We start from the raw sequence: 25,112 nt of genomic DNA on the forward strand, positions 1-25,112 counted from the left end.
ACCCGAGGGCAACGTCAAGCGTTGCATTCGCCCGAGTGTCGGCGCGTGACCCGCAAGCGCAGCGGTCGCTGGTCCGCGCATACAAGCGACCGTCACCACGGCCCGGCCGTAGCCGGGTCAGCGCTCGGGGATCGGAATCGCCGTCTTGTTGATCACGCGGCGCAGGACGAAGCTCGAATGGACTCCGGTCACCCCGCGGATTCCGGTGATGCGATTGAGCAGCAGATCCTGATACGCGTCCATGTCCCTGACGATCACCTTGAGCTGGTAGTCGGCGGCCTGCCCGGTGATCAGCAGACACTCCATGACCTCGGGGATCTCGCCGATCGCGGCCTCGAGCTGGCTGAAGCGCTCGGGAGTGTGCTGGTCCATCGAGATCTGGATCAGCGCCATCAGCGACAGGCCGAGCGGCTTCGGATCGACGAGCGCGCGGTAGCCGATGATCAGCCCGGCCTCCTCGAGCACGCGCACCCGCCGCAGGCACGGTGAAGGCGACAGGCCGATGCGCTCGGCGAGTTCCTGATTGCTGATCCGGCCGTCCTTCTGCAGTTCCCTGAGGATCTGGCGGTCGTAGCGGTCGAGCTGCATGGGTGCGCACCCTTGTCCAGGGAAAAAGCAGATTATGCTGTTTCAACATGATCCTGCGCAAGATCATCGCTCAACACCGTCGTTCGGCGGTCGACAACGCAAGCACCTGCCGGACCATTGCCGGTACCATGGACTCATTGCAAACACCCGACCACTCTCAGGAGAGCACAGCGATGTTGAAAGACCCTTCGACCAAGTATCGAGCGTTCCCGGCCGTCGGGCTCGTCGACCGGCAGTGGCCCAGCCGCACGATCGGCGCAGCGCCGATCTGGATGAGTACCGACCTGCGCGACGGCAATCAGGCACTCTTCGAGCCGATGAACGCCGAACGCAAGCTGCGCCTGTTCCACACGCTCTGCGAGATCGGCTTCAAGGAAATCGAGGTCGCCTTCCCGTCGGCGTCGAAAACCGATTTCGACTTCGTCCGCGAACTGATCGACGGGCGCCACATCCCCGACGACGTGACCATCGAGGTGCTGACCCAGGCGCGCGAGCACCTGATCCGGCGCACGATCGAGTCGCTCGCCGGCGCCCGCCGGGCGATCGTCCACGTCTACAACGCCACCTCCCGACCGTTCCGCGAGCACGTTTTCGGAATGAGCAAAGCCGAGGTCATCGACATGGCCGTCGCCGCGGTCAGACTGATCCGTGAGCTGACCGCCGAGCACCCGGAAACCCGGTGGGTACTCGAGTACAGCCCCGAGACCTTCACGGCCACCGAACTCGACTTCGCCCTTGAAGTCTGCGACGCGGTGACCGCAGCGTGGGGAGCGACTCCCGACGACAAGGTGATCCTCAACCTGCCGACGACCGTCGAAGTGACGACGCCGAACGTCTACGCCGACCAGATCGAATGGATGCATCGGCGTCTCGCGCGCCGCGACAGCGTGATCCTCAGCATCCATCCGCACAACGACCGCGGAACGGCCGTCGCCTCGGCTGAGCTCGCTCTGATGGCCGGGGCCGAGCGCGTCGAAGGCTGCCTGTTCGGCAACGGCGAGCGCACCGGCAACGTCGACCTGGTCACCCTGGCGCTGAATCTGTACACCCAGGGCATCTCGCCCAGCCTCGATTTCTCGGACATCAACGCCGTCGCGCGGACCGTCGAACACTGCAGCCGACTGCCGATCCACCCGCGCCATCCGTATGTCGGCGACCTCGTGTTCACCGCTTTTTCGGGTTCGCACCAAGACGCGATCCGCAAGGGCCTTGCGGTGCAGCCGGCCGACGGACCGTGGAGCGTCCCGTACCTGCCGATCGACCCGGCCGACGTCGGGCGCAGCTACGATTCGGTGATCCGCGTCAACAGCCAGTCCGGGAAGGGAGGAATCGCCTTCCTGCTCGAGTCCGAATACGGGGTCGTCCTGCCTCGCCGCCTGCAGGTCGAGTTCTCGAGAGCCGTTCAGGAGCACACCGACACGCACGGCGGGGAAATGACCGCCGCCGAGATCTGGCAGCTCTTCGCGCGCACCTATCTCGAGATCGACAGGCCGATCCGCTACCTCGAGCACCACCTGTACGAGCACGGCGCGGCGCAGGGGATTCGCCTGAAGCTCGAGATCGGCGGCCGGGTCCATCTGCTGAGCGGTGAAGGGAACGGCCCGATCGACGCCACGGTCCATGCCCTGCGCGGCATCGGACTGATCGTCGAAGTGCGCAGCTACGAAGAGCGGTCGATGGCCGGCCGCGGCAGCGACGCCAGCGCGTGTGCGTTCCTCGAACTGGCCAGCGCGGGCCACGCCGGAGAATGTTACGGCGTGGGAATCGACGGCAACATCGTCACCGCCTCGGTTCGCGCGCTGATCAACGGCGTCAATCGACTGCCGATGGTCGCCATCGACGACCTCGACGTCCAGGCCGCCTGACGGGAAGCGAGCTCGCTGCCGTTGGCCAGCGGCTCGCACCCCTCCGACGCCGGCGGTCGGGAATGCTAAGATGCGCGCTTCGCCGCACCGTCCCAACCCGCTACGGAGACCCCAGATGAAGCTCGAGACCCTCGCTGTCCACGCCGGCTACAGCCCGGAACCGACGACCAAGGCAGTGGCCGTGCCGATCTATCAGACGACCTCGTATTCGTTCGACAGCACCCAGCACGGAGCCGACCTCTTCGACCTCAAGGTCGCCGGCAACATCTACACCCGGATCATGAACCCGACCCAGGACGTGCTCGAAAAGCGCGTGGCGGCGATGGAGGGCGGCGTCGGCGGACTCGCGCTGGCTTCGGGGCAGGCGGCGATCACCTACGCGATCATGACCATCGCCGAAGCCGGCGACAACGTCGTCTCGGCCTCGACGCTCTATGGCGGAACCTACAACCTGTTCGCGCACACACTGCCCCAGTACGGAATCGAGGTCCGCTTCGCCAATCATGCCGATCCTTCGAGCTTCGAACGGCTGATCAACGGCAAGACCAAGGCGCTGTACTGCGAGTCGGTCGGCAACCCGCTCGGCAACGTCACCGACTTCGAGGAGCTCGCCGCGATCGCCCACCGCCACGGCGTCCCGTTGATCGTCGACAACACGGTGCCGTCGCCCTATCTCTGCCGACCCTTCGAGCACGGCGCGGACATCGTCGTGCATTCACTGACCAAGTACATCGGAGGTCACGGCAACTCGATCGGCGGGATGATCGTCGATAGCGGGCGTTTTCCGTGGGCCGAGCACAAGCTCAAGTTCCGGCGGCTCAACGAGCCCGACGTCTCGTATCACGGCGTGGTGTATACGGAAGCGCTCGGCCCCGCCGCGTACATCGGACGCGCGCGCGTCGTGCCGCTGCGCAACATGGGCGCGGCGATCTCGCCGCTGAACAGCTTCCTGATCCTTCAGGGGCTCGAGACTCTGCCGCTGCGCATGGACCGCATCTGCGCAAACAGCGAAGCAGTCGCCGCCTACCTCAAGGGTCATCCGAAGGTCGCCTGGGTCAGTTACGCCGGCCTGCCCGAACACCCCGACCACGCGCTCGTCGAAAAGTACATGGGCGGCAAGGCTTCCGGAATCCTCACCTTTGGCGTCAAGGGCTCCGACTGTAGCGGCGTCGAGTCCGGCGCGCGCTTCCAGGATGCCCTGCAGCTATTCACCCGCCTGGTCAACATCGGCGACGCGAAGTCGCTCGCCTGCCATCCGGCGTCGACGACGCACCGCCAGCTCGCGCCGGCCGAACTCGCCAAGGCCGGTGTCTCCGAGGAAATGATCCGCCTGTCGATCGGCATCGAGCATATCGACGACCTGATCGCCGATCTCGAACAGGCGCTGGCCGCCGCCTGAACTCCCGGCCAGCGGGCGGGAGCCGCTGCTCGGTCAGACGCTTCCGCCGCCCCGGGCGCCTCCCGGGAACAACTGCGGGGCGCCGGGCCCGCCGAGGGGTTCCCTGAACGGCTCAGGGCAGTTCGTCGACCCTCAGCCAGACGCTCCGGGAATCGCTGCTCTGCGCGCGCAACGACGAGAGATTGCCCGAGCTGCCGAACTGGCTGCTCTGGCTGCTGCCGCCGAGCTCGATCCACTGGCCGAGCCGCCCGGTGATCGTCGTCACCAGGCGCTGCGTGCTGGCGCTGCCGTATCCCTGGTCGCCCGGGGTATCGAACTGCGGGCTGATCTCGAGCGTCACCCGATCGCCCGAGACGCGCGGCGCGGCGTAGAAGCCCTGGCCCAGATCGCGATAGACGATACCCTCGCTGACCACTGCCCCCTGTGGTCCGTAGGCGACCTGGCGCAGCGCGACGGGCAGCGACTGGCCGATCTGAATCGACGCACGCCCGCCTTCGATCACCTGCACCCTTTGCGTGCCGCCGATCGCCTGGCGTCCCTGCCAGTCACCGCCCTGCGCCGTGACCACCGACGCACCGCGCCGGATTTCGATCCTGTTTCCCCCGGCCATTCCCCCTGGCGGCTGCGCCACGCGTCCCTCTTGCTCGATGACGACCCTCCCCGAGAGTTCGGCCCCCTGCTCTGCTGCCCGAACGTCGCGGTTCTGGCTGACGAGAATCAGTAGGCGCCTCGGTGGCGTATCGATCGCTGCCAGCGCCTGCCTGATCTGCTCGCGGTTGCGCCGTGAAGCGCGCACGATCAGCTGGTCGTTCATCCCCGAGAGCGCGCCGCCGGGCTCGAGCAACGGCTGCAACGCCGGCAGCACCTGGTCGAGCGTGCGGTGGCGAAGCGCGATGACCTCGATCTCCTGCTCGGCGAAGCCGGCCAGCGGAAAAGCCACGAGCAGCGCCAGCAGCCAGCGCCGCACCGCCGACACCGCCGGTCGGGCGACTTCCCTGCACGGGGCAGGCAGCGACATGCCTGCGCCGTGGCCTAGGAGAGGTGCGGCAGGCCGAGGTACTCGCGGGAGCGCATCTCGGTCAGTCGACTCGCCGTGCGGAAGAACTCGCTGGCCTGCGTCCCCTGCGTATACAGCGCATCGGGAGCACAATCGGCAGTGGCGATCAGCTTGACCTTGTGGTCGTAGAGGATGTCGACCAGCCAGGTGAAGCGACGCGCCTCCGAAGCCATGCTCGGCGACATCCGCGGAATCGCCGAGAGCAGGATCGTGTGGTAACCGCGCGCGAGTTCGAGGTAGTCGTTCTGCGACCGCGGCCCGCCACACAGCGACCTGAAGTCGAACCAGATGACTCCGTGGCCACGGCGCCGGGTGGGAATTTCGCGACCGAGAATCTCCACGCTGCCGCCACTGTCTCCTTCGCTGCCGTCGATTCTGCCGAAGTACTCGGCCATCTTGAGCTCGGCGGCGGCGTCGGCAGGGTAGTGGAAAATCTCCACCTGTTCGAGCGCACGCAGCCGGTAGTCGACGCCGGCGTCGATTTCGAGCACGTCGAGGCGCGACTTGAGCAGGGCGATCGTCGGCAGGAAGTTCTCGCGCTGCAAGCCGTGCGGATAGAGCCCGTCCGGCGGGTAATTCGAGGTCATCACGAAGATCACCCCGCGCTTGAACAGCGCATCGAGCAGGCGACCGAGGATCATCGCGTCGGCGATGTCGGAGACGTGAAACTCGTCGAAGCAGAGCAGGCGCACTTCGCTGGCGATGCGCTCGGCGACGCGCAACAGCGGGTCGCTCTCGCCCTTGAGCTCGTTGAGCTGCCGGTGCACGCCGTGCATGAAGGCGTGGAAGTGGATCCGCCGCTTGCGCCGATACGGTACCGCGTCGAAGAAGCAGTCCATCAGGAAGCTCTTGCCGCGCCCGACGCCGCCCCAGAAGTAGACGCCCCGCGGCAGTTCGGGCGGCGCGAAGACCCGTCGCAGCGCGTTGCGCCGCCCGACCTTGAACGAGAGCAGGTCGTAGTAGAGCCGCTGCAGCCGCTCGGCGGCGGCCCGCTGCGCAGGATCCGCCCGGAACTTGCGCACCGCGAGCATCCGCTCGTAGGCTTCGATCATTCCCCGCTCGGGGACTTTCAGGACTCGGTGAGGCATCGGCGTCTATCCGCTAGCCAGGCAGCCGGCTGGCCCGGGGTCGTTCGACGGTGCGCCAGGCCGACACCCGTCCGCACGCCGGGGCCACCTCGCACAGCTCCGCCATTCTAAACCATCGCCGGCGAAGCGTCAGACCGCCGCGCCGGCCAGTGCCTCGGGCAGCGGTACGAGCTCGACGCCAAGCGCTTCGAGCGCGGCGCGAACGGCAGTCGCGACGGCGAGCGCCCGCGGCCCGTCGCCATGGACGCAGATGCTCTGGAACGTCGTCCGGATCCGCCGGCCGCTGACGCTGACCAGGCCGCCCGTCTCGAGCATGCGCTCGACCTGCGCGACGCACTCGGCGACGTCGTCGAGGACGGCACCGGCCTGACCTCGCGGAAGCAACTGGCCGCCATCGTCGTACGCGCGGTCGGCGAAGACCTCGGCGGCGACCGCCAGGCCGGCGTCCTCTCCGGCGATCGCCAGTTGCGACATCGCCGGCGCGAGCAGGATCAGCGACCGGTCGAAACTGCCGATCGCGGCGACCACGCACGCGGCCAGCGCCGCGTCGCGGCAGGCCATGTTGCTCAGCGCGCCGTGCGGCTTGACGTGCGTCAGCCTGGCGCCCTCGGCCTGCGCGATTCCGGCGAGAGCGCCGATCTGGTAGAGGAGCATCGCTTCGAGTTCGGCGGGAGGGATATGCATCGCCCGCCGCCCAAAGCCCTGCAGGTCGGGGAACGACGGATGCGCGCCGACGCTGACCCCGGCAGCGAGCGCGTCGCGAACCGTCCGCCGCATGACCAGCGGGTCTCCGGCATGAAAGCCGCAGGCGATGTTCGCCGTGCCGACGACGCGCAGCAGTTCGGCGTCGCAGCCCATCTGCCAGGCGCCAAAGCTTTCGCCGAGGTCGACGTTGAGGTTGATCCTTCGCGGCTTCATGGCTGCTCCTGCGCAGCGCCGCGTGCGCCGCCAGCCCGCCCCGGGCAGGCATCGACGACCCCGCTGATCAGATTGGCCCCGCCGTAGAGCGCCTGGAGGTCGGCTTCTCCGCGGTGGGGGAGTTCGACGATCGCACTGATCGCCGCGCGCAGCGCCGCCTCGCGAGCGCGCGCCAGATTCTCGGCAGCCGAAACGGCGACGGCCGTAAAGCGAACCGTCTGACCCGGCGCCAAGACTGCGAGCCGTGGCAGATCGGCCGAAATCACCGTGGCGATCTTCGGGTAGCCGCCGATCGTCTGGCCGTCGGCAAGCAGGACGATCGGCAGCCCGTGGCCGGGAACCTGGATCGACCCGGGCACCGTCGCGTCCGAGACGATCTCCGCGCCCTTCCCCGCGGCGTGCCTGAGCCGCGGACCTTCGAGACGGAGGCCCATCCGGTCGGCATCGCCCGAAACCCGATACGCGGTGTCGAGGAAGCGGGCCAGCGACCGTCGCTCGAAGTGGTCGTCCTGCGGACCGAGGACGACGCGAATCGGCTCCGCTTCGCTTTCCGGCGCTGCCGCGAGCCGGCGTTCGCTGCCGTCGATCAGTGCACCCGGGATGCGGTCTCCGGGACCGAGCAGCTGGCCGTCGAGGCCCCCGAGCGCAGCCCGCGGACAGGTCGAGGCGCTACCCAGGCGGCGCGGCACGTCGATCCCGGCGAGCGCCAGATAGCCGACGCGCGCACCGGAGAGCATCACGCAGCGCAGCGTCTCGCCCGGTGCCAGCGTCAGGCTGCGCCACGACGGCAGGCGACGCCGGCTGCCGGTGCCACCGACCTCGGCCGAGAGCCTGCCGGCCAGCGCCACCTGAAGCGGCTCGCCGAGCGCCCTGACGACGAGCCCGCCGCCGATCATCTCGATCGCCGGACAGTCTTCGGCATTGCCGAGCAGCGCGTTGGCCAGTCGCAGCCAGCCCGGCTCGAGCGCGCCGGACCTCGGCACGCCGATCCGCCGCAGGCCCGGCCGGCCGAGATCCTGCAGCGAAGCCCAGGCTCCCGGATGGACGATTTCCAGCAGGCCAGCAGTGCGAGAACTCACCGCCGCCTGCCTGCGGCGCCGGCGGCCCGGAACTCGCGCTCGAGTCGATCGATGCTCTGACCATCGCCGATCCGGGTGATCAGTGAATGGTACTCGCCGACCCCGACGGCACGAAAACGGACGCGGTCACCGGGCTGCAAGAGCGCCGCCCGCGCCCAGTCAGCCGAGAACAGCGGAACCGGGCAGCGTCCGATCAGGTGCCAGCCGCCGGGGCTGTCCCACGGATAGATCCCGGTCAAGGCGCCCGCCGTCGCTACGCTGCCGGCCGGAACGCGCACGCGCGGCTCGACGCGGCGTGGCCGCGCGAGTCGCGTGGACAGGTCGCCCATGAACGGGAAGCCGGGCAGGAAGCCGATCAGGTGGACCTCGTAAGCGACTCCCGAGTGCAGTTCGACGACCTCGGCCGGCGTCAGACCGCAGTGCTCCGCGAGGTCAGCGAGGTCGGGCCCGGCCTCGGGCAGCTGGTCGCCGTAGCACACCGGGAACTCCCACAGCGCGCCCTGCCGCGCGACGGCTGACGCCGCCTGCTCGAGCGCCGAGCGGATCAACGGCTCGAGCGCCGAGCGGCTGGTACGCAGCGGATCGTAGATCACGGTCAGTGAGCGAAAGGTCGGCACGGTTTCGACGACGCCGGCCAGCCGGCCAGCGGCGACGCGCTGCGCCAGGATCTCTTCGGCGGCAGCCACGCGGGCGAGCAGGCGCCGGTCGACCGTCTCGCCGAACTCGATGGTCAGCGCCGTATCGCCCGCGTCGAGCAGCCGGAAGTCCATCGGCATTGTCCGGACGGGTCCGCCGCAGGCAGCAGTCGCGCCGGCGTCAGTCACGCGACGCGTCGGCCCAGCAGTTCGGCGTCTCGTAGAGCCGCACGCGCTCGAGCCGCAACCGGTTCCCGTAGGTATCGCGGTAGACGCCGTCGAGAATCCGGAAGGCCTCCCTGGCGAGGTTTTCGGCCGTCGGAACGCAGTCGAGGACGACCGTCCGGTGCTCCGGCAGCGAGGCCAGGAAACGGACGACCGGCAGATCGCCCGCATGCACGAGAAAGGCGTGATCCCAGGCGTCGACGAGGTGCTGCCTGGCCAGCGCGCGGACTTCCGCAAAGTCCATCACCATGCCGTTCGCGGCGTCGCCGGGTCGGCTGATGATCTCTCCGGCCAGCGTGATCTCGATCGCGTAGCGGTGTCCGTGCAGGTGGCGGCACTGACTCCGGTGATCGGGAATCCGGTGTCCGGCGTCGAACTCTAGGCGACGGGTAATGAGCATCGTCGGGACGGGCGACTGGGGCCGCTGATTATAGCATCGGCACCCGCCGCACCTGCGGCGCGGCTCCGGCCGGCCTGCCGTCGTTTCAGGCCTCGGCCAGGCGCTCGTATTCGGCGATCACCTGCGCCCCGAGGAGGATCACCGTCGCCGCGATCTCCAGGCTGAACAGCGCGACGACCGCGGTGGCCAGTGGCCCGTAAACGACACTCGCCTTGGACAGCGTGGAAAAGAACCAGACCAGCACGTGGCGGATCACCTCCCAGATCGCAGTCGCCGTGAACCCGCCGAACAGCGCATGGCGAAGCTGCAGATGGCCGACCGGCATGACCAGATAGATCGCCGTCAGGATCAGGCCCTCGGCGCCGAGGCCGAGCAGGTAGAGCAATTCACCCGAGAAGCCGCGCAGCGACCATTCGTAGCCGAAGACGACGACGCTCTCGCGGGTGATCGCCTCGAGGGCGATCGAGGCGATCGTCACGCCGAGCAGCGCGACTCCGAGCAGCAGGACGAAACAGTAGGGGAGCAGCGCCGAGGTCAGAAAGTGGCGTTGCTGGGTCTCGGCGCGGTGCGCGAAGATCACTGCCATCGCCTTTTCGAGCACCGAAAAGGCCAGCGAGCTGAAGAAGAGCATCGTCGCCAGCAACACCGCGCCGACCGCCGTCCGGTTCTCGAGGAACACCGATATCTCGCGCAGGAAGGTCGCCGACTGGCTCGGCACCAGCCATTCGAGATAGCGCTCGATCGTCGCCAGCAGTTCCGCTTCGCTGACCAGGTGCGAGAGCGCGACCACCGACAGGATCAGCAGCGGAACGACCGAGAGCAGCGCGTAATAGGCGATCGCCGCGGCGAGCAGCAGACCCTGATTCCTGCTGAAGCTGCGCAGCGTCTGCAGGGCAAAGGCGGCCGGGTGCTTGATGACCCGCTCGGTCGACGGGCTGATGACGCGCATGCTGGACGAGAATGGTCTGACTGAGGCCTGTTGCCGGGGCGGGCGAGCCGGAACGTCCGGCAGTATGCCTCATTCCCGGCCAGCCCGTCAGCCCCGACCGCCTCCGCCCCCGGAAGGTGCAGGCGACTGGCGACGCAGGCTGCCGCAGATCGACTACACTCGACCCCCGAAAGGAGTCCAGGCGATGAGCAACCGGGATCTCGAGATCATCGAACGCAGGGTCTGCTACCAGGGCTTTTACCGGCTCGAGAGCCTGCGCCTGAGTCACCGCCTGTTTGGCGGCGGAATGAGCCCGCCGATCGTCCGCGAGGTGATCGAGAAAAGCGACGTCGCCGCCGTTCTGCTCTACGACCCGGCACGCGATGAAGTGGTGATGATCGAACAGTTCCGCGTCGGTGCCCGCTCCGACCCGCGCGGCCCGTGGCTGATCGAGGTCGTCGCCGGGCTTATCGAAACCGGTGAGACACCCGAAGACGTGGCCCGGCGCGAAGCGATCGAGGAGGCAGGGTGCACGGTCAGCGAACTCCTGCCGATAAGCACCTTCTATACCAGCCCGGCGAAGACCTCGCAGCGCATCCATCTCTTCCTCGGCAGGACCGACAGCGCTGGCGCCGGAGGGATCCACGGACTCGCCGAAGAGGGGGAGGACATCCGCGTCCTCTGCCTGCCCGCCGAAGAGGCGCTGGCCCTCGTCGAACAGGGACGAGCCGATTCGGCGTGGCCGCTGATCGCGCTGCTCTGGTTTGCCGGTCACCGCGAACGGACTCGGCAGCTCTGGCTCGGGACGGCCGCGTCGCCCGCCGGCTAGGCCGGAATCAGAACCTCCCGACGCCGCCGCGGGCGAGTTCGGTGATCAGCCCCGCGGCGGCGAGCTCGCAGAGATCGACGACGCGATCGAAGCCCGACTCGGCGCCGTAATAGGGATCCGGGATATCGGTGAGCCCAAGCCCGGCGGCGTAGGGCAGGAAAAGGGCGAGCTTCGGCCGATGCGCTTCGGCCGAGCGACGACGCAGATCGGCGAGATTCGACTCGTCCATCGCCAGGATCCGGTCGAAGCGTTCGAAATCGGTGTCCGAGACGGCCCGGGCGCGCAGCCTCGACAGGTCGTAGCCGCGCCTCGCCGCGACGCGGCGCGCCCGTGGGTCGGGTGCCTCGCCGGCGTGATAGTGGCCGTGCGTGCCGGCCGAGTCGAAAGCGAACAGCGACGAGAGACCCTGACGCTGCGCCATCGTCCGGGTGACGACCTCGGCGATTGGCGACCGACAGATGTTGCCCATGCACACGAAGAGGATCCGGACCATGCCGACGGCGCTCTGTGGCCTGCGCTGACGCTCACTCGGCGACACCGGCGCCTCCGGCTGGAAACAGTTCGTCGACGAAACCGAAGCGCGTGAAGTCGCGGATGCGCATCGGGTAGAGGATGCCGTCGAGGTGGTCGCATTCGTGCTGCACGACCCGCGCGTGGAAGCCGGCTACCGTGCGCTCGATCGGCTGGCCGAGGGCATCGCGGCCGACGTAGTGCACCCGGCTCCAGCGTGGGACCCAGCCACGCAGGCCGGGAACCGACAGGCAGCCCTCCCAGCCCTCCTCGGTCTCCGGCGAGAGCGGCGAGAGGCGCGGGTTGATCAGCACCGTGCGCGGAACGACCTCGGCGTCGGGATAGCGCGGATTGCCCTCGACGGCGAAGATCACCACGCGCAGATCGACGCCGATCTGCGGCGCGGCGAGCCCGGCACCCGCGAGATCGCGCATCGTGTCCTCCATGTCGGCGATCAGCGCGTCGAGTTCCGGCGTGTCGAAGTGCTCGACTTCCCTCGCCCTGCGCCACAGGCGCGGGTCCCCCATGCGCAGCACCGGCCTAATCATCGCCGGTCACCAGCGCTTCGATGATCGCCCGGACGCGCCCCATCGCGGCATCGAGGACGGCGTGGATGTCGTCGATGCGGATCGCCTGGCGGCTGCCACCCCGACCGGCGGCACGGTTGGCGACGACGTTGATCGCCGCGTAAGGAAGCGCCAGCTCCCTGGCCAGCGCGGCTTCGGGCATCCCGGTCATGCCGACGACGTCGGCGCCCTCGCGTTCGAGTCGGTCGATCTCCGCCGCCGTCTCGAGTCGCGGCCCCTGGGTCGCCGCGTAGACCGCCGAATCGCTGACTGCCAGACCGAGCGTTGCGGCGACCTGGCCGATCCTGCTGCGCAGACGCTGGTCGTAGGGCTCGGTGAAATCGACATGCGCGACGGGCCGCTCCGGCCACTCGTGGTAGGTCGACTCGCGTCCCCAGGTGTAGTCGATGATCTGGTGCGGAATGACCAGATCGCCGGGCTCGAGGTCCGCCCGGATGCTGCCGACGGCAGCGACGGCGACGATGCCCGCCGGCGCACAGCCGGCAATCGCCCAGAGGTTCGCCCGGTAATTCACCTGATGCGGCGGGATGCGGTGCTCGTCTCCGTGTCGCGCGAGGAAGACGGCCGGCCGGCCGGCGATCCGGCCGAAGGTCAGCGCCGCCGATGGCTCCCCGTACGGGGTTTCGGGCAGCTGTCGGTGCGACACCTCGAGACTGTCCAGGCGGGAGAGCCCGCTACCACCGATGATCGCCAACATCCCCCGCTCCCTCAATTCTCGCGCAGCGCATAGATCGCCGGCAGGTTGCGCCACGCGCCGCGAACGTCCATCCCGTAACCGAAGAGAAAGCGGTCGGGTACCGTCAGGGCGACGAAATCGGCCTCGATCGGTTTCTTCCTGCCGATCATCTTGTCGGCGAGAACCGCCGTGTAGCAGGCCCGCGCGCCGCGCTGCAGCAGGCGGTCGCGGATCGCGGCGAGCGTCAGCCCTTCGTCGAGGATGTCGTCGACGAGCAGAACCGTCCGCCCGGCGACCGGGAGCATCGGCTCGACGCGCCACGAGATCTCGCCGCCGGCCGTCCGCTGGCCGTAACGGCTGACCTGGACGTAGTCGAAATCGAGCGGGAAGGTGAGCAGGGTCATCAGCTGACCGGCAAGCGGCAGGCCGCCGTTCATCACGCAGAGCAACAGCGGGTTGCTCTCGCGCAGCCGCTCGCTGATCTCGCGCGCGACGCGGCCGACCGCCGCGGCGACCGTCTCCGCCGAGTGGATCATGTCGGCCGCCGCGAGGATGGCCAGCGACTGTCTCGGGTCGGTCATCGCTGTGGACGCCCCGCCCGGCGCGCCGCGCTGGCCGGCACCGGCCGCGCCCGCGTGGTCGACCGGTGCACCGGGTGCGGCCTCATCGGCGAAGCTCCCCGGTGGCCAGCAGCTCGCGCAGCTGCGCCTCGTCGATCACCGGGACGCCGAGGGCGAGCGCCTTGTCGAGCTTGCTCCCTGGATCGCTGCCGGCGACCACGTAGTCGGTCTTCTTCGACGCCGCGGCGCTCACCCGGCCGCCAGCTGCCTCGATCCGCTGCTTCGCTGCATCGCGACCGATCGTCGGCAGCGTTCCGGTGAGCACGAAGGTCCGGCCGGCCACCGCTCCGCCGGGTCGAGCTTGCGGCTCGCCTTCCGCCCAGCTCACGCCAGCGGCGCGCAACTGGGCGATCACCTCGAGGTTGTGCGGCTCGCTGCAGAACTGACGAATCGACTCGGCGACGACGGGGCCGACGTCGGGAACGTGCCGCAGCTCGTCGTCGCCAGCAGCCAGCAGCCGGTCGAGGCTGCCGAAATGGCCCGCCAGGTCGCGCGCCGTCGCTTCACCAACGTTGCGGATGCCGAGCGCGTAGATGAAGCGCGTGAGCGTCGTCTGCTTGCTCCGCTCGATGGCCATCAGCAGGTTGCCGGCCGACTTCTCGGCGAGGCGCTCGAGCTGCACCAGCGCCACCAGACCGAGCCGGTAGAGGTCGGCCGGCGTGCGCACGATCCGGCCGTCGACGAGCTGTTCGACGAGCCTGTCACCGAGGCCCTCGATGTCCATCGCCCGTCGCGACGCAAAATGCAGCAGCGCCTGCTTGCGCTGCGCCGGGCAGTAGAGGCCGCCGCTGCAGCGCGCCACCGCCTCGTCGGCGTTGCGCACGACCCTCGAACCGCAGACCGGGCAGTTCGCCGGCATCGTGAACTCGCGCGCGCCATCCGGCCGGCGGTCGGCGAGCACGCCGACGACCTCGGGGATCACGTCGCCGGCCCGACGGACGACCACCGTGTCGCCGATGCGCACGTCCTTGCGGCGGATCTCGTCCTCGTTGTGCAGCGTCGCGCTGGTCACCGTCACGCCACCGACGAAGACCGGCGCGAGGCGCGCGACCGGAGTCAGCGCGCCAGTCCGCCCGACCTGCAGCGAAATGTCGAGCAGTCCGGTGATCGCTTCCTCGGCCGGAAACTTGTGGGCGATCGCAAAGCGCGGAGCGCGCGAGACGAAGCCCAGGCGCTCCTGTCCAGCGAGGTCGTCGAGCTTGTAGACGACGCCGTCGATGTCGTAAGGCAGCGACTCGCGCATCTGACCGATTTCCGCGTAGTAAGCGAGCAGCCCACCGAGGCCGCTGACCCGGCGCCGTTCGGAGGCGGTCGCGAAGCCCCACTCGACCAGCCGGTCGAGCAGCTCCGAATGCATCGCCGGCAGGGCCGCGCGGGAGACCGCGCCGACGCCGTAGGCGATGAAACGCAGCGGCCGTGCCGCGGTCACCCGCGGGTCGAGCTGGCGCAGGCTGCCGGCAGCGGCATTGCGCGGGTTGACGAACTCCCTTTCGCCCCTGTCGCGCTGGCGGGCGTTCAGCGTCTCGAAATCGCGGCGCCAGAGCATCACCTCGCCGCGCACTTCGAGGCGCGACGGCCAGCCCGCTCCGCGCAGATGCAGCGGCACGCTGCGCAGCGTGCGCAGGTTGGCGGTCACGTCTTCGCCGGTGAAGCCGTCACCGCGCGTCGCGCCGCGGGTCAGCCGGCCTTCCTCGTAGAGTAGGCTGACCGCCAGCCCGTCGAACTTCGGCTCGGCCGAGTATTCGACTCCCTGCCGGCCGTCGAGCGCTTCGCGGACACGCCGGTCGAAAGCCTCGACCTCACCGTCGGAAAAGGCATTGTTCAGCGAGAGCATCGGCAGCGCATGGGTCACCGGAGCGAAGTCGGCGAGCGGTGCGGCGCCGACCCGCTGCGTCGGCGAATCCTCGGTGAGCAGCTCGGGATGTTCGGCCTCGATCTGCTGCAGCTCGCGAAACAGCCGGTCGTACTCGGCATCGCTGATCGAGGGCGCGTCGAGTACGTAGTAACGGTAGTTGTGCTGCTCGATCTCGGCGCGCAAGGCCGAAGCGCGATCGGCCGGAGTCATCGCCCGTACGATGCTCTTTCAGGCAAACAGGCGCTGCGCCAGCGCCCGGCCCGCCGGCAGGTGCCGCAAGGCCATCGACGCCTGGAACTGCGCCACCTGGCGGCGGATCGGCTCGATCGCCGCGTCGGACAGCGGACGGCGGTTGTCGTCGACGACCGCACCGTGCAGCGCGTCGGCGAAGCGCCGCGCCTGCTCGACCATCTGGATGAGCACGCGATCACCGTTGCCGACCCGGGGCACGTCGAGCAGGAAGGTCACCCCGTGGGTCGCCAGGCTGCGCATCGTCTCGGTCGAAAAAGGCTGGTCTTCCTGATTGAGGAGCACATAGAGGACGTTGCCTTCGTCGTCGCAGCGCGCGAAGCGCCCTTCCCCGTCGAGAACCATGCCGGCCGACTCGGCCAGGCCGCGCAGCTTGGTTCCCGCGAAGACCTGTCCCTGGCTGACCACGTTGATGCCGATCTGGATATCGACGCCGGCGCAGAACTCGTCGAGTTCGGCGGCCATCGCCAGCGCCGGTTCGCGCAGGGGCAGCTCGACGACCCCGAGCAGTTCATCGGCGAGTTCCTGCATCGCCACGTGAAAGACCGACAGGTCACCGTCACGAACCGGACCCTTGCGGTCGACGAGCTGCAGGCCGACGCGAATGTGCCGATACGCACAGTCGCTGTCCTCGGCGATCGGCTCCCACTCGTGCGACTCCTCATTGAAACCGATCCAGTTGACCGGTTTGCCGAGCCGGGCAATCGCCGCCCGCTGCGCCTCGAAGATCTGGTACGCTCCCGCGGACTCGGACAGTTCGATCGCCGCGATGTAGTCGATCGCCGGCGACAGCAGGTACAGCGGCGCCGTTCCGGACCTCGGGTCCGGCCGCTCTTCGCCGCCCGGTTTCCGCGCCGGCTCGCGCCTGGCCGACTGAGAAACGACCGGCCTTTCGGCTGGCGACTGGAATGGCGGGGTCTGCAGGGTCGCCGCCGTCTCGCCTTCTGCGCCGTCCTCTGCGAAGTCTGCCTCGCCACGCAGCAAGGGTTCGACGCGCTGCTCACCCGGGCGCCTGGCCGCGCCGCCAACGGCCGAGCGCGCCCCGGCGTCGCCGGGCGACTCGTCAGCCGCGGCACCGCTGTCGAACCCGTCGTCGAGCAGGACGTCGGTCTGCCTCGAGCTGAGCAGTTCGTCCGCCAGCTTGCGATGCCGGCGCTCCTGCCACTTGTTGTAGATCACGACGCCGATCACTGCGGCGGCGCCGAGGCCGATCATCCCCATCTGCAAATCGGTCATCCTGATTCCTAAACGAGTTGCTCGCGCATGCGTAGCGCTTCTTCCATGTCGACTTCGACGATCCGCGACACTCCGGACTCCTGCATCGTCACGCCGACGAGCTGTTGCGCCATCTCCATGGTGATCTTGTTGTGGCTGATGAACACGAACTGCGTATTGGCCGACATCCGCCGGACCATGTCGCAGAAGCGTTCGGTATTCGTATCGTCGAGCGGCGCGTCGACTTCGTCAAGCAGGCAGAAGGGCGCCGGATTGAGCTGGAACATCGAAAAGACCAGGGCAATCGCGCTCAACGCCTTCTCTCCGCCGGAAAGCAGCTGAATCGTCGAGTTCTTTTTGCCCGGCGGCTGCGCCATGACCTGCACGCCGGCGTCGAGGATCTCGTCGCCGGTCATGATCAGGCGCGCCTCCCCGCCGCCGAACAGCGAGGGAAACAGCTCGCCGAAGTGGCGGTTTACCGAATCGTACGTACTCTGCAACAGGTCACGCGTCTCGCGATCGATGCGCCGGATCGCGTTCTCGAGCGTCTCCATCGCCTGCGTCAGATCCTCTGACTGCTCGTCGAGGTAGCCCTTGCGCTCACGGGCCGCATCGAGCTCGTCGAGCGCCGCGAGGTTGACCGCGCCGAGCGCATCGATCGACCTCTGCAGCGCAGCAATCGCGTTCTGCAGACCGCCCGGGCGCGTCGCTCCGAGTTCGGCGGCGAGGCTCTGCTCGTCGGCACCGACCGCGGCGAGCTGAGCGGCAAACTGCTCGAAGCCGAGCAACGCCGCCTGCTCCTTGAGCCGCAGTTCGCCGATCCGCTCGCGCAACGGTTCGAGGCTCTGCTCGACGACCAGACGCTGCTCGTCGAGCGTGCGCAGACCAGCCGCCGCTGCTTCGAGTGCGTCGCGCGCCTCGGCCAGCGCGTGCTCGGCGGCGACGCGCTGCGCCAGCGCAGCCTGCAGCCTCGGCTCGAGGTCTTCGGCCTGGAGCGCCAAGGCGTGCTCCTCGCAGCGCGCCAGCTCGTCAGCGATCCGCTCGAGTTGCTGGCTGGCCAGAGTGCGGTTGCCGGCCAGTTCGTGCAGCTTGTTCCGGCATTCGCGCTGCGAGAACTCGGCCTCGCGCAGCGCGCGTTCCGCGCCGCTCGCCTGTTCGCGTTCGCCGCGCAACTCGCGCTCCGCCTCCTCGTGCTGCTCGCGCAGCGAAAGCATGACGCCGCGCAGTTCGCCCAGCTGGAGGTCGATCGCTTCGATCGCCTCTTCGGCGATGACCAGACGCTCCCTTTCGGCTTCCTGCTCGGCGACCATTTCGGCGAGGCTTTCGTCGATCTGTGCCTGCCGCTCGCGGAAGCGCTCCTGCGCCTGGGCCAGCTTGAGCGCCTCGACTTGCAGACCATGAGCCCTGTCCTGGAGTTCGCCGACGCGCTGCCGGGAATCGTGCACCGCGCGCTGGGCGTCGGCCAGTTGCTGCTCGGTCGCCGCAAGGCTCTGCTGGGCGTGCGCGACGGTCGCCTCGCGCTCGGCGATCACGCCGACCAGCGAGTCGATTTCGCGCTGGCGCTCGAGCAGTCCGTGCGCGCTGCTGTCCGGCGCGAAGAAAGTGATGCTCTGCCGCGTGACGATGTCGCCTCCAGGCGTCACACAGCATCCGCCGGAAGGCAAGTGCCGGCGCCGGGCGAGCGCAGTCGAGAGATCCGGGGCGGTGAACACGGATTCGAGCCATTCGGCGACGACCGAGGCCCACTGGGGGTGAGCGCAACGGATGCGCGCGAGCAACCGCTCGGCTCCGGCCGGCGTCGCTCCGGCCGGCGTCTCTCCGGCCGCCCCAGCGGCTTCGGCAATCAGCAGCGTCAATCGCGCCCCCGGCCGCTCGCGACTCCACGCGGCGTCGGCTGCCGCTGCGGGCAGCGCCGCCAGCCTCTCACGGAGCAGTGCTTCGACCGCGTCTTCCCAGCCTGCCTCGACGTGCAGCGACCGCCACAGCGGCTGCGCGTCATCGAGCCGGTGCCGGCGCAGCCAGTCGCCGAGTTTGCCGTCGTTCTGCAGGCGCTGCTGCAGCTGCTGCAGCGCCAGGCGCCGGGCATTGGCCTCGGCGCGCTCCTTCTGTGCGTGCTGGACTTCCGCGAGCACTTCCCGCCGCCGCTGCTCGAGACGTGGCAGCTCATCCTGCAGGCGCTTCTGGCTCGCCTGAGCCTCGCCGATGCGCATGCGGAGTTCGCCGAGTTCCTCGTGCCGGTCGGCCAGAGCGGCCGCGTCGGGAACCGGCATCGCCTGGCGCTCGTGCGCCAGGCGATCCTTGCGGCTGACGATGATCTGCAGCGAACGCTGGGCATGCCCGCGGTTGGCCTGCTCGACGTGCAGACGCTGTTCGGAACGGGCGATCTCCGCGCGCTGACGATTGAGCGCTTCGAGCGCCTTGGCGTGTCGGTCCTCGGCGAGCGGCAGGCGCTCCTGGCGGGCTTCCCAGCGCAGCCTTCCGTCCTCGACGCGAGCATCGGCGAGCGCCTGCAACTCCAGCCAGCGCTCCTCGTCGGCGGACAGCCTCGTCGCCTGCGCCTGCCAGTGCGCCTGGTCGTCGGCGAGTTGGGCCAGCCGAGTCTCGTACTCGCGACGCGACTCTCGGCGATGGCGGATCTCGGCCTCGAGTCGCGCGACTTCGGCGTTCGCCGTGAACAGCGCGGCCTGCGCCGAATGCACGCCGTCGCTCGCCGAAAAGTGCGCCTCGCGAGCTTCCTCGACGACCCGCTCGAGGTGACGCAAGCGCGCGTTGCTCGCCTCCAGGTCGGCGCTGGCCTGTCCGACCTCGCTGGCCAGCCGATCAGCTTCGCTGCGCGCCTCGTTGCGCCGGATCAGCCAGAGCAGCTGCTGTTTGCGCGCGAGCTGGTCGCTATACTCGCGATACTGCCGAGCGACGCCGGCCTGTTCCTCGAGGCGCTCCATCTGCGCGGCGAGTTCGAGGCGGATGTCCTCGACGCGAGCCAGGTTCTCGCGCGTGTCGGCCAGCCGGTTCTCGGTCTCCTTGCGCCTTTCCTTGTAGCGGGTCACCCCGGCGGCCTCCTCGAGGAATACCCGCAGTTCGTCGGGACGCGCCTCGATGATCCGCGAGATCGTCCCCTGGCCGATGATCGCGTAGGCCCGCGGGCCGAGACCGGTGCCGAGGAAGAGATCGGTCACGTCCTTCCGCCGGACGTGGAGGTTGTTGATGTAGTACTCGGACTGGCCGTTGCGGGTAAGCAACCGCCTGACCGAGAGTTCGCCGTACTGCGACCATTGGCCGCCGAGCCGGCCGAGCGAGTTGTCGAAGACCAGTTCGACCGAGGCCCGCGAGACCGGCTTGCGCGTCCCCGAGCCGTTGAAGATCACGTCCTGCATCGACTCTCCGCGCAGTTCGGAGGCCTTCGACTCGCCGAGCACCCAGCGAACCGAATCGATCACGTTCGACTTGCCGCAGCCGTTCGGACCGACGACGCCGACGAGCTGACCGGGAAAGGCGAGCGTCGTCGGATCGACGAAGGACTTGAAGCCGGCGAGTTTGAGCTTGGTCAGGCGCATGAGCACGATAGCGGCAGGGCGAGCCGCGCCCGGAGAGAAGCCGGGCGGTTTCCGCATGGACGACCCGCCCCACTGCCCGGAACCGGCCGACGCCAACCCGAGCCGCGGAATGCGGCCATCGCGAATTATAATATCATCCTCGTCGCAGGCTTCGCCCGTCAGAGAATACCCTTGAAAAATCAATGAGCACCACGCCGTCCACGAGGCTCGACACGTTCCCCAACCCGGCGCCGCACCGGGATTTCCACATTCACATGGAGATTCCCGAGTTCACCTGCCTGTGCCCGAAGACCGGACAACCCGATTTTGCCACGCTGCTCCTCGACTACATTCCCGAGGCGACGTGCATCGAACTGAAGAGCCTCAAGCTGTACATCTGGTCCTTCCGTGACGTAGGCTGCTTCCACGAAGACGTCACCAACCGCATCCTCGACGAACTCGCTGCAGCGACCCGGCCCCGCTACATGCGCCTCACCGCCCGGTTCTACGTGCGCGGCGGCATCTACACCACGGTCGTCGCCGAGCATCGCCAGGAAGGCTGGACACCGGCTCCGGCGGTCGACCTCGGCGCATTTCCGCACCAAAAAACCGGGACAGACCACGTTTTCTGATAGACTGATCGCTCTCCGCGGCCCGTTCGACACCTCGACCATGCCCCGCCGTGCGCGCATCGCGCCCCCCGGCTTTCCGTTGCACATCATTCAACGCGGCAATAACCGTCAGGCGTGTTTTCGTGCCGACGAGGACCGCAGCCGCTACCTGAGCTGGTTTGGCGAATGCGCCGAGAGGGCCGGTTGCCGGATCCACGCCTTCGTGCTGATGAACAACCACGTTCATCTGCTTTGCTCGGCTGACGCTGCACAGGCCCCGGCACAACTCATGAAGGCGGTTGCCCAACGCTATGCCCAGTACTTCAACCGGCGCTACGATCGCAGCGGAACGCTCTGGGAGGGCCGCTTCCGGTCCTGTGTCGTGCAGACCGAGCGCTACCTCCTCGTCTGCCAGCGGTACATCGAGTTGAATCCGGTCCGTGCCGGCCTGGTCACCAACCCCGCCGATTACCGCTGGTCGAGCTATCGTGCGAACGCTCTCGGCGAGACAAGTGACCTCCTGACACCCCACGAGACTTATCTGGCGCTCGGCGCAGACGGTCCGAATCGACGAAGCGCCTATCGGGAGTTGTTCCGCGACGAGTTGGGTGCGGCGATCGTCGATGAGATCCGCAAGGCGACCAATGGCAACTACGCGCTCGGCGACGCAAGCTTCACCAACGAAATCGTTCGCGCGACCGGACACCGGGCGACACCAGGCACGCCCGGGCGACCGCGCAAGGTCGACCAACCCGAACCTGGCGGACCCGGCTGAAAAATAGGGACAGACCCCGTTTTTTTAAAAAAACGGGGTCTGTCCCCATTTTTCGATGCACACTGTCTTCGCTTATAATCGCGCTACGTCAAGAGACGCAGAAGGCCGTGAATCCTTTTCTCCGCAAGCTGCAGCCCTACCCTTTCGAGAAGCTGCGTCGGCTATTTGCCGGGGTGATTCCATCCGCGGGGCAGCGCGAGATTCGACTGTCGATAGGCGAGCCGCAACACGCCACTCCGGCAGTGATCAGCGACGCGTTGACTGCCGCGATCGGCGGTCTGGCGACCTATCCGGCGACACTCGGCAGCCCGGAGTTGCGGCTGGCCATCGCCGGCTGGCTCGAGCGGCGCTACGGTCTCGAGGGGATCGACCCCGATACCGAGATCCTCCCGGTCAATGGCTCGCGCGAAGCTCTGTTCGCGTTCGCCCAGACGGTCGTCGATCCGTCGCGCGGCGATTCCCCGCTGGTCGTCAGCCCGAATCCGTTCTACCAGATCTACGAAGGCGCGGCTTTCCTCGCCGGAGCCGAACCGCGCTTCCTCAACACTCTGCCCGAAAACGACTTCCGCCTCGATCTGTCGGCGCTCGACGAGTCCGAATGGCAGCGCGTCCAGTTGCTCTACGTCTGCTCGCCGGGAAACCCGACCGGCAAGGTCCTGACGCTCGACGACTGGCGGGAGATCTTCGCGCTGGCCGATCGCCACGGCTTCGCGATCGCCTCTGACGAGTGCTACTCGGAGATCTACCCCGACGAGGCCGCGCCCCCGCTCGGCTGTCTGCAGGCCGCTCGGCTCCTCGGCCGCGACTTTGAGCGCCTGGTGATGTTCTCGAGTCTGTCGAAGCGATCGAACGTCCCGGGGATGCGCTCGGGTTTCGTCGCCGGCGACGCGCGGATCCTCGCCTCGTTCCTGCTCTACCGGACCTATCACGGCAGCGCGATGAACCCGGCGGTGCAGGCAGCGAGCGTCGCCGCCTGGAACGACGAAGCGCACGTGATCGACAATCGCCGGCAGTATCGCGCGAAGTTCACCGCGGTGATCGACCGCCTTGCCGAAGTGCTGCCGGTGACCCAACCCGACGCCGGCTTCTATCTCTGGGTCAGAACGCCGATCAGCGACACCGATTTCGCGCGCCGGCTGCTCGCCGAGAGCAACGTCGTCGTCCTGCCGGGCAGTTACCTCGCGCGCACGGCACAGGGCGTCAACCCCGGCGCCGGCTTCGTACGCATAGCGCTCGTCGCACCGCTCGCCGACTGTCTCGAGGCAGCCGGAAGAATCCGTTCCTTCAGCTCAGCACTCCAGGAAAGACAGGCATGAAAGCCATTCAGCAGATCATCGACGAGGCATGGGAAGACCGGGCTTCGCTGCAACCCGGAAAGGTTTCGGCAACGGTCAATGAGGCCGTCGCCGAGGTTCTCGCTCAGCTCGACGAGGGCAGGCTGCGCGTCGCCGAGCAGATCGATGGCCAGTGGTTCACCCATCAGTGGCTCAAGAAAGCCGTCCTGCTGTCGTTCCGGATCCACGACAACCGTCTGATCGATGGCGGCGAGATGCGCTATTTCGACAAGGTTCCAGGCAAGTTCGCCGACTACGACGGCGAGCGATTCGCCCGCGGCGGCTTTCGCGTCGTCCCGCCGGCAGCCGTGCGACGCGGCGCGTTCATCGCCCGCAACGTCGTGCTGATGCCCTCGTACGTCAACATCGGCGCCTACGTCGACGAGGGAACGATGGTCGACACCTGGGCGACCGTCGGCTCGTGCGCACAGATCGGCAGGAATGTCCATCTTTCGGGTGGCGTGGGCATCGGCGGCGTACTCGAACCGTTGCAGGCCAACCCGACGATCATCGAGGACGACTGCTTCATCGGGGCACGCTCCGAAGTCGTCGAAGGGGTCATCGTCGGCGCGGGGTCGGTGCTCTCGATGGGCGTATACATCGGCCAATCGACGAAGATCCTCGATCGCGAGACCGGCGAGATCAGTTACGGGCGGATTCCTCCGGGGTCGGTCGTCGTCTCCGGCAACCTGCCGGCCGCGGATGGCCGCTACAGTCTGTACTGCGCGGTGATCGTCAAGAAGGTCGACGCCAGGACGCGGGCCAAGACGAGCATCAACGACCTGCTGCGCGGAGACTGAAAGCTTGTCAGGCAATCGTCACGAGGAGGCAACACCGCAGATCGGTTGCTGCAGCTCCATCCGCGAGTTCTGACCGGTCGTTCCGTCGGGAACCCGCGACGGCCCCCGGTACCTTTCACCATCCGGCGGAGAGAACATGGTCCTCGACAAACTCTTTCAGGCGATGGCCGACCGGCAGGCGTCGGACATCTTCATCTGCGCCGGCGCACCGATTCACATCAAGATTCTCGGCCAGGTGATGCCGATCAATCAGCAGGTCATGGACCGGGCGATGATCGAGAAGATCGCCCACGAGCTGCTGAGCCCCGAGCAGATGGACGCCTTCATCTCCGGCAAGGAAATGAACCTGTCGTACGGCGTCGCCAATCTCGGCAACTTCCGGATCAACCTCTTCCGCCAGCGGGCGTCGGTCTCGATCGTCGTGCGCTATGTGATGGGCAACATCCCCGCGCTCGATTCACTCGGCCTGCCAGCGGTGCTCGCCGACCTGGTCATGGAAAGAAGAGGGCTGATCCTGATCGTCGGCTCGACAGGCTCAGGCAAGTCGACGACGCTCGCCTCGATGCTCGATTACCGGAACGAGAACTGCACCGGGCACATTCTGACCATCGAGGATCCGATCGAGTACCTGTTCCGGCACAAGAAATCGATCGTCAATCAGCGCGAGATCGGCATGGACACGCTTGGCTGGGAGAATGCGCTGAAGAACGCGATGCGCCAGGCTCCCGACTGCATCCTGATCGGCGAGATCCGCGACCGCGAGACGATGCAGGCGGCGATCGCCTACGCGCAGACCGGCCACCTCTGCCTCGGCACGTTGCACGCGAACAACAGCTACCATGCGCTGAACCGGATGATCAACTTCTTTCCGATCGAGAGCCGCAACGCGCTGTACATGGACCTCTCGGTCAGCCTCAAGGCGATCGTTTCGCAGCGGCTGGTCAAGAAGAAGGACGGCAAGCGCGCCCCGGCCGCCGAAGTGCTGCTGAACAGCTACCACGTCCAGGAACTCATCGAGCAAGGCGACATCCCGGCGCTCAAGGAGGCGATGGAGCAGAGCCTCGCCCCCGGTTCGAGGACCTTCGAGCAGGACCTCTACCGCCTCTATCGCGCCGACGTCATCACCCTCGAGGAAGCGCTGCTCAACGCCGACTCGCCGACCAACCTGTCGTGGCTGATCAACAACAAGCAGGCGCCGCTCGCACCGGCTCCTTCCGAAAAGCCCCACGACGCCGTCTACGACCTCGTCGCGTCGAACCCCGGCGGCCCCTCGTACAAGGAATTCACGATCAGCCTTGAAGACAGCGCCGAAAAATGAATCGCCTGCGGCCGGCGC

The 25,112-nt window shown here is 67.8% G+C and carries 23 protein-coding genes; 8 read left to right on the forward strand and 15 right to left on the reverse strand.

Annotated features, from left to right (window positions below; all coding sequences use genetic code 11):
• Positions 1 to 117: 117 nt before the first annotated feature.
• Positions 118 to 588: an Lrp/AsnC family transcriptional regulator gene (locus NFW05_RS12250; RefSeq protein WP_295307110.1), complete on the reverse strand. Its 471-nt coding sequence runs from the start codon at positions 586 to 588 to the stop codon at positions 118 to 120.
• Positions 589 to 761: 173 nt separating this feature from the next.
• Between NFW05_RS12250 and leuA the strand changes: the two genes are divergently transcribed.
• Together leuA and NFW05_RS12260 are read left to right on the forward strand one after the other, a co-directional pair.
• Positions 762 to 2,453: a 2-isopropylmalate synthase gene (leuA, locus tag NFW05_RS12255; RefSeq protein ID WP_295307113.1), complete on the forward strand. Its 1,692-nt coding sequence runs from the start codon at positions 762 to 764 to the stop codon at positions 2,451 to 2,453.
• Positions 2,454 to 2,568: 115 nt separating this feature from the next.
• The gene (locus NFW05_RS12260) at positions 2,569 to 3,852 is read left to right on the forward strand and encodes an aminotransferase class I/II-fold pyridoxal phosphate-dependent enzyme (protein WP_295307116.1); all 1,284 of its coding nucleotides are present in this window, start codon (positions 2,569 to 2,571) and stop codon (positions 3,850 to 3,852) included.
• A gap of 112 nt (positions 3,853 to 3,964) precedes the next feature.
• Here NFW05_RS12260 and NFW05_RS12265 read toward each other — a convergent pair whose 3' ends face one another.
• The 7 genes from NFW05_RS12265 to NFW05_RS12295 all read right to left on the reverse strand — a co-directional run bounded on the left by NFW05_RS12265 (position 3,965) and on the right by NFW05_RS12295 (position 10,203).
• On the reverse strand, positions 3,965 to 4,870 hold the full coding sequence (locus tag NFW05_RS12265; protein WP_295307119.1) for a hypothetical protein: 906 nt from the start codon (positions 4,868 to 4,870) through the stop codon (positions 3,965 to 3,967).
• 14 nt (positions 4,871 to 4,884) lie between these two features.
• Positions 4,885 to 5,997 (reverse strand): cell division protein ZapE, encoded by a 1,113-nt coding sequence (gene zapE, locus NFW05_RS12270; RefSeq protein WP_295307122.1) that lies wholly within the window; start codon positions 5,995 to 5,997, stop codon positions 4,885 to 4,887.
• Positions 5,998 to 6,126: 129 nt separating this feature from the next.
• Positions 6,127 to 6,915, reverse strand: coding sequence for a 5-oxoprolinase subunit PxpA (locus NFW05_RS12275; RefSeq protein WP_295307125.1), 789 nt, complete (start codon positions 6,913 to 6,915; stop codon positions 6,127 to 6,129).
• A complete protein-coding gene (locus NFW05_RS12280; protein ID WP_295307128.1) occupies positions 6,912 to 7,994 on the reverse strand; it encodes a biotin-dependent carboxyltransferase family protein in 1,083 nt (360 codons plus the stop codon). Before NFW05_RS12280 ends, NFW05_RS12275 begins: the two co-directional genes overlap by 4 nt.
• Positions 7,991 to 8,764 (reverse strand): 5-oxoprolinase subunit PxpB, encoded by a 774-nt coding sequence (gene pxpB, locus NFW05_RS12285; RefSeq protein ID WP_295307130.1) that lies wholly within the window; start codon positions 8,762 to 8,764, stop codon positions 7,991 to 7,993. Before pxpB ends, NFW05_RS12280 begins: the two co-directional genes overlap by 4 nt.
• 46 nt (positions 8,765 to 8,810) lie before the next feature.
• Entirely contained in the window at positions 8,811 to 9,254 is a 444-nt protein-coding gene (queD, locus tag NFW05_RS12290) for a 6-carboxytetrahydropterin synthase QueD (RefSeq protein WP_295307133.1), read from the reverse strand.
• A gap of 85 nt (positions 9,255 to 9,339) precedes the next feature.
• Positions 9,340 to 10,203: a YihY/virulence factor BrkB family protein gene (locus NFW05_RS12295; RefSeq protein WP_295307136.1), complete on the reverse strand. Its 864-nt coding sequence runs from the start codon at positions 10,201 to 10,203 to the stop codon at positions 9,340 to 9,342.
• Between the two features lie 184 nt (positions 10,204 to 10,387).
• Here NFW05_RS12295 and NFW05_RS12300 point away from each other — a divergent pair, with 184 nt between their 5' ends.
• Complete coding sequence (locus NFW05_RS12300; protein ID WP_295307139.1) at positions 10,388 to 11,011, forward strand: NUDIX domain-containing protein; 624 nt, start codon at positions 10,388 to 10,390, stop codon at positions 11,009 to 11,011.
• Positions 11,012 to 11,018: 7 nt separating this feature from the next.
• On the opposite strand, the gene NFW05_RS12305 is transcribed toward NFW05_RS12300, so the two are convergent.
• The 7 genes from NFW05_RS12305 to smc form a co-directional block, all read right to left on the reverse strand.
• Complete coding sequence (locus NFW05_RS12305; protein ID WP_295307314.1) at positions 11,019 to 11,504, reverse strand: low molecular weight protein-tyrosine-phosphatase; 486 nt, start codon at positions 11,502 to 11,504, stop codon at positions 11,019 to 11,021.
• A 31-nt stretch (positions 11,505 to 11,535) separates the two neighbouring features.
• Positions 11,536 to 12,069 (reverse strand): peptide deformylase, encoded by a 534-nt coding sequence (gene def, locus NFW05_RS12310; RefSeq protein ID WP_295307141.1) that lies wholly within the window; start codon positions 12,067 to 12,069, stop codon positions 11,536 to 11,538.
• Positions 12,062 to 12,805 carry an S-methyl-5'-thioinosine phosphorylase gene (locus tag NFW05_RS12315; RefSeq protein WP_295307144.1) on the reverse strand — a complete coding sequence of 248 codons (744 nt, stop codon included), beginning with the start codon at positions 12,803 to 12,805 and terminating at the stop codon, positions 12,062 to 12,064. The genes def and NFW05_RS12315 overlap by 8 nt, the downstream gene beginning before the upstream one ends.
• Before the next feature lie 11 nt (positions 12,806 to 12,816).
• Positions 12,817 to 13,365, reverse strand: coding sequence for a hypoxanthine-guanine phosphoribosyltransferase (locus NFW05_RS12320; RefSeq protein WP_295307147.1), 549 nt, complete (start codon positions 13,363 to 13,365; stop codon positions 12,817 to 12,819).
• An 82-nt stretch (positions 13,366 to 13,447) separates the two neighbouring features.
• Positions 13,448 to 15,469: an NAD-dependent DNA ligase LigA gene (ligA, locus tag NFW05_RS12325; RefSeq protein ID WP_295307149.1), complete on the reverse strand. Its 2,022-nt coding sequence runs from the start codon at positions 15,467 to 15,469 to the stop codon at positions 13,448 to 13,450.
• Positions 15,470 to 15,487: 18 nt separating this feature from the next.
• Positions 15,488 to 16,744, reverse strand: a complete 1,257-nt coding sequence (locus NFW05_RS12330; RefSeq protein ID WP_295307152.1) for a cell division protein ZipA C-terminal FtsZ-binding domain-containing protein — start codon at positions 16,742 to 16,744, stop codon at positions 15,488 to 15,490.
• Between the two features lie 8 nt (positions 16,745 to 16,752).
• The gene (gene smc / locus NFW05_RS12335; RefSeq protein WP_295307154.1) at positions 16,753 to 20,277 is read right to left on the reverse strand and encodes a chromosome segregation protein SMC; all 3,525 of its coding nucleotides are present in this window, start codon (positions 20,275 to 20,277) and stop codon (positions 16,753 to 16,755) included.
• A 182-nt stretch (positions 20,278 to 20,459) separates the two neighbouring features.
• On the opposite strand from smc, the gene queF reads away from it, so the two are divergent.
• The 5 genes from queF (at position 20,460) to NFW05_RS12360 (ending at position 25,094) form a co-directional block, all read left to right on the forward strand.
• Positions 20,460 to 20,888, forward strand: a complete 429-nt coding sequence (queF, locus tag NFW05_RS12340; protein WP_295307158.1) for a preQ(1) synthase — start codon at positions 20,460 to 20,462, stop codon at positions 20,886 to 20,888.
• 40 nt (positions 20,889 to 20,928) lie between these two features.
• Positions 20,929 to 21,642: a transposase gene (locus NFW05_RS12345; protein ID WP_295307160.1), complete on the forward strand. Its 714-nt coding sequence runs from the start codon at positions 20,929 to 20,931 to the stop codon at positions 21,640 to 21,642.
• Positions 21,643 to 21,749: 107 nt separating this feature from the next.
• Positions 21,750 to 22,958 (forward strand): succinyldiaminopimelate transaminase, encoded by a 1,209-nt coding sequence (dapC, locus tag NFW05_RS12350; RefSeq protein ID WP_295307163.1) that lies wholly within the window; start codon positions 21,750 to 21,752, stop codon positions 22,956 to 22,958.
• Positions 22,955 to 23,776, forward strand: coding sequence for a 2,3,4,5-tetrahydropyridine-2,6-dicarboxylate N-succinyltransferase (dapD, locus tag NFW05_RS12355; protein ID WP_295307166.1), 822 nt, complete (start codon positions 22,955 to 22,957; stop codon positions 23,774 to 23,776). Before dapC ends, dapD begins: the two co-directional genes overlap by 4 nt.
• Positions 23,777 to 23,912: 136 nt before the next feature.
• Positions 23,913 to 25,094, forward strand: a complete 1,182-nt coding sequence (locus NFW05_RS12360; RefSeq protein WP_295307169.1) for a PilT/PilU family type 4a pilus ATPase — start codon at positions 23,913 to 23,915, stop codon at positions 25,092 to 25,094.
• Positions 25,095 to 25,112 lie beyond the last annotated feature (18 nt).

Origin of the sequence: Accumulibacter sp., assembly GCF_023806625.1 — a bacterium.
Lineage (GTDB): Bacteria > Pseudomonadota > Gammaproteobacteria > Burkholderiales > Rhodocyclaceae > Accumulibacter.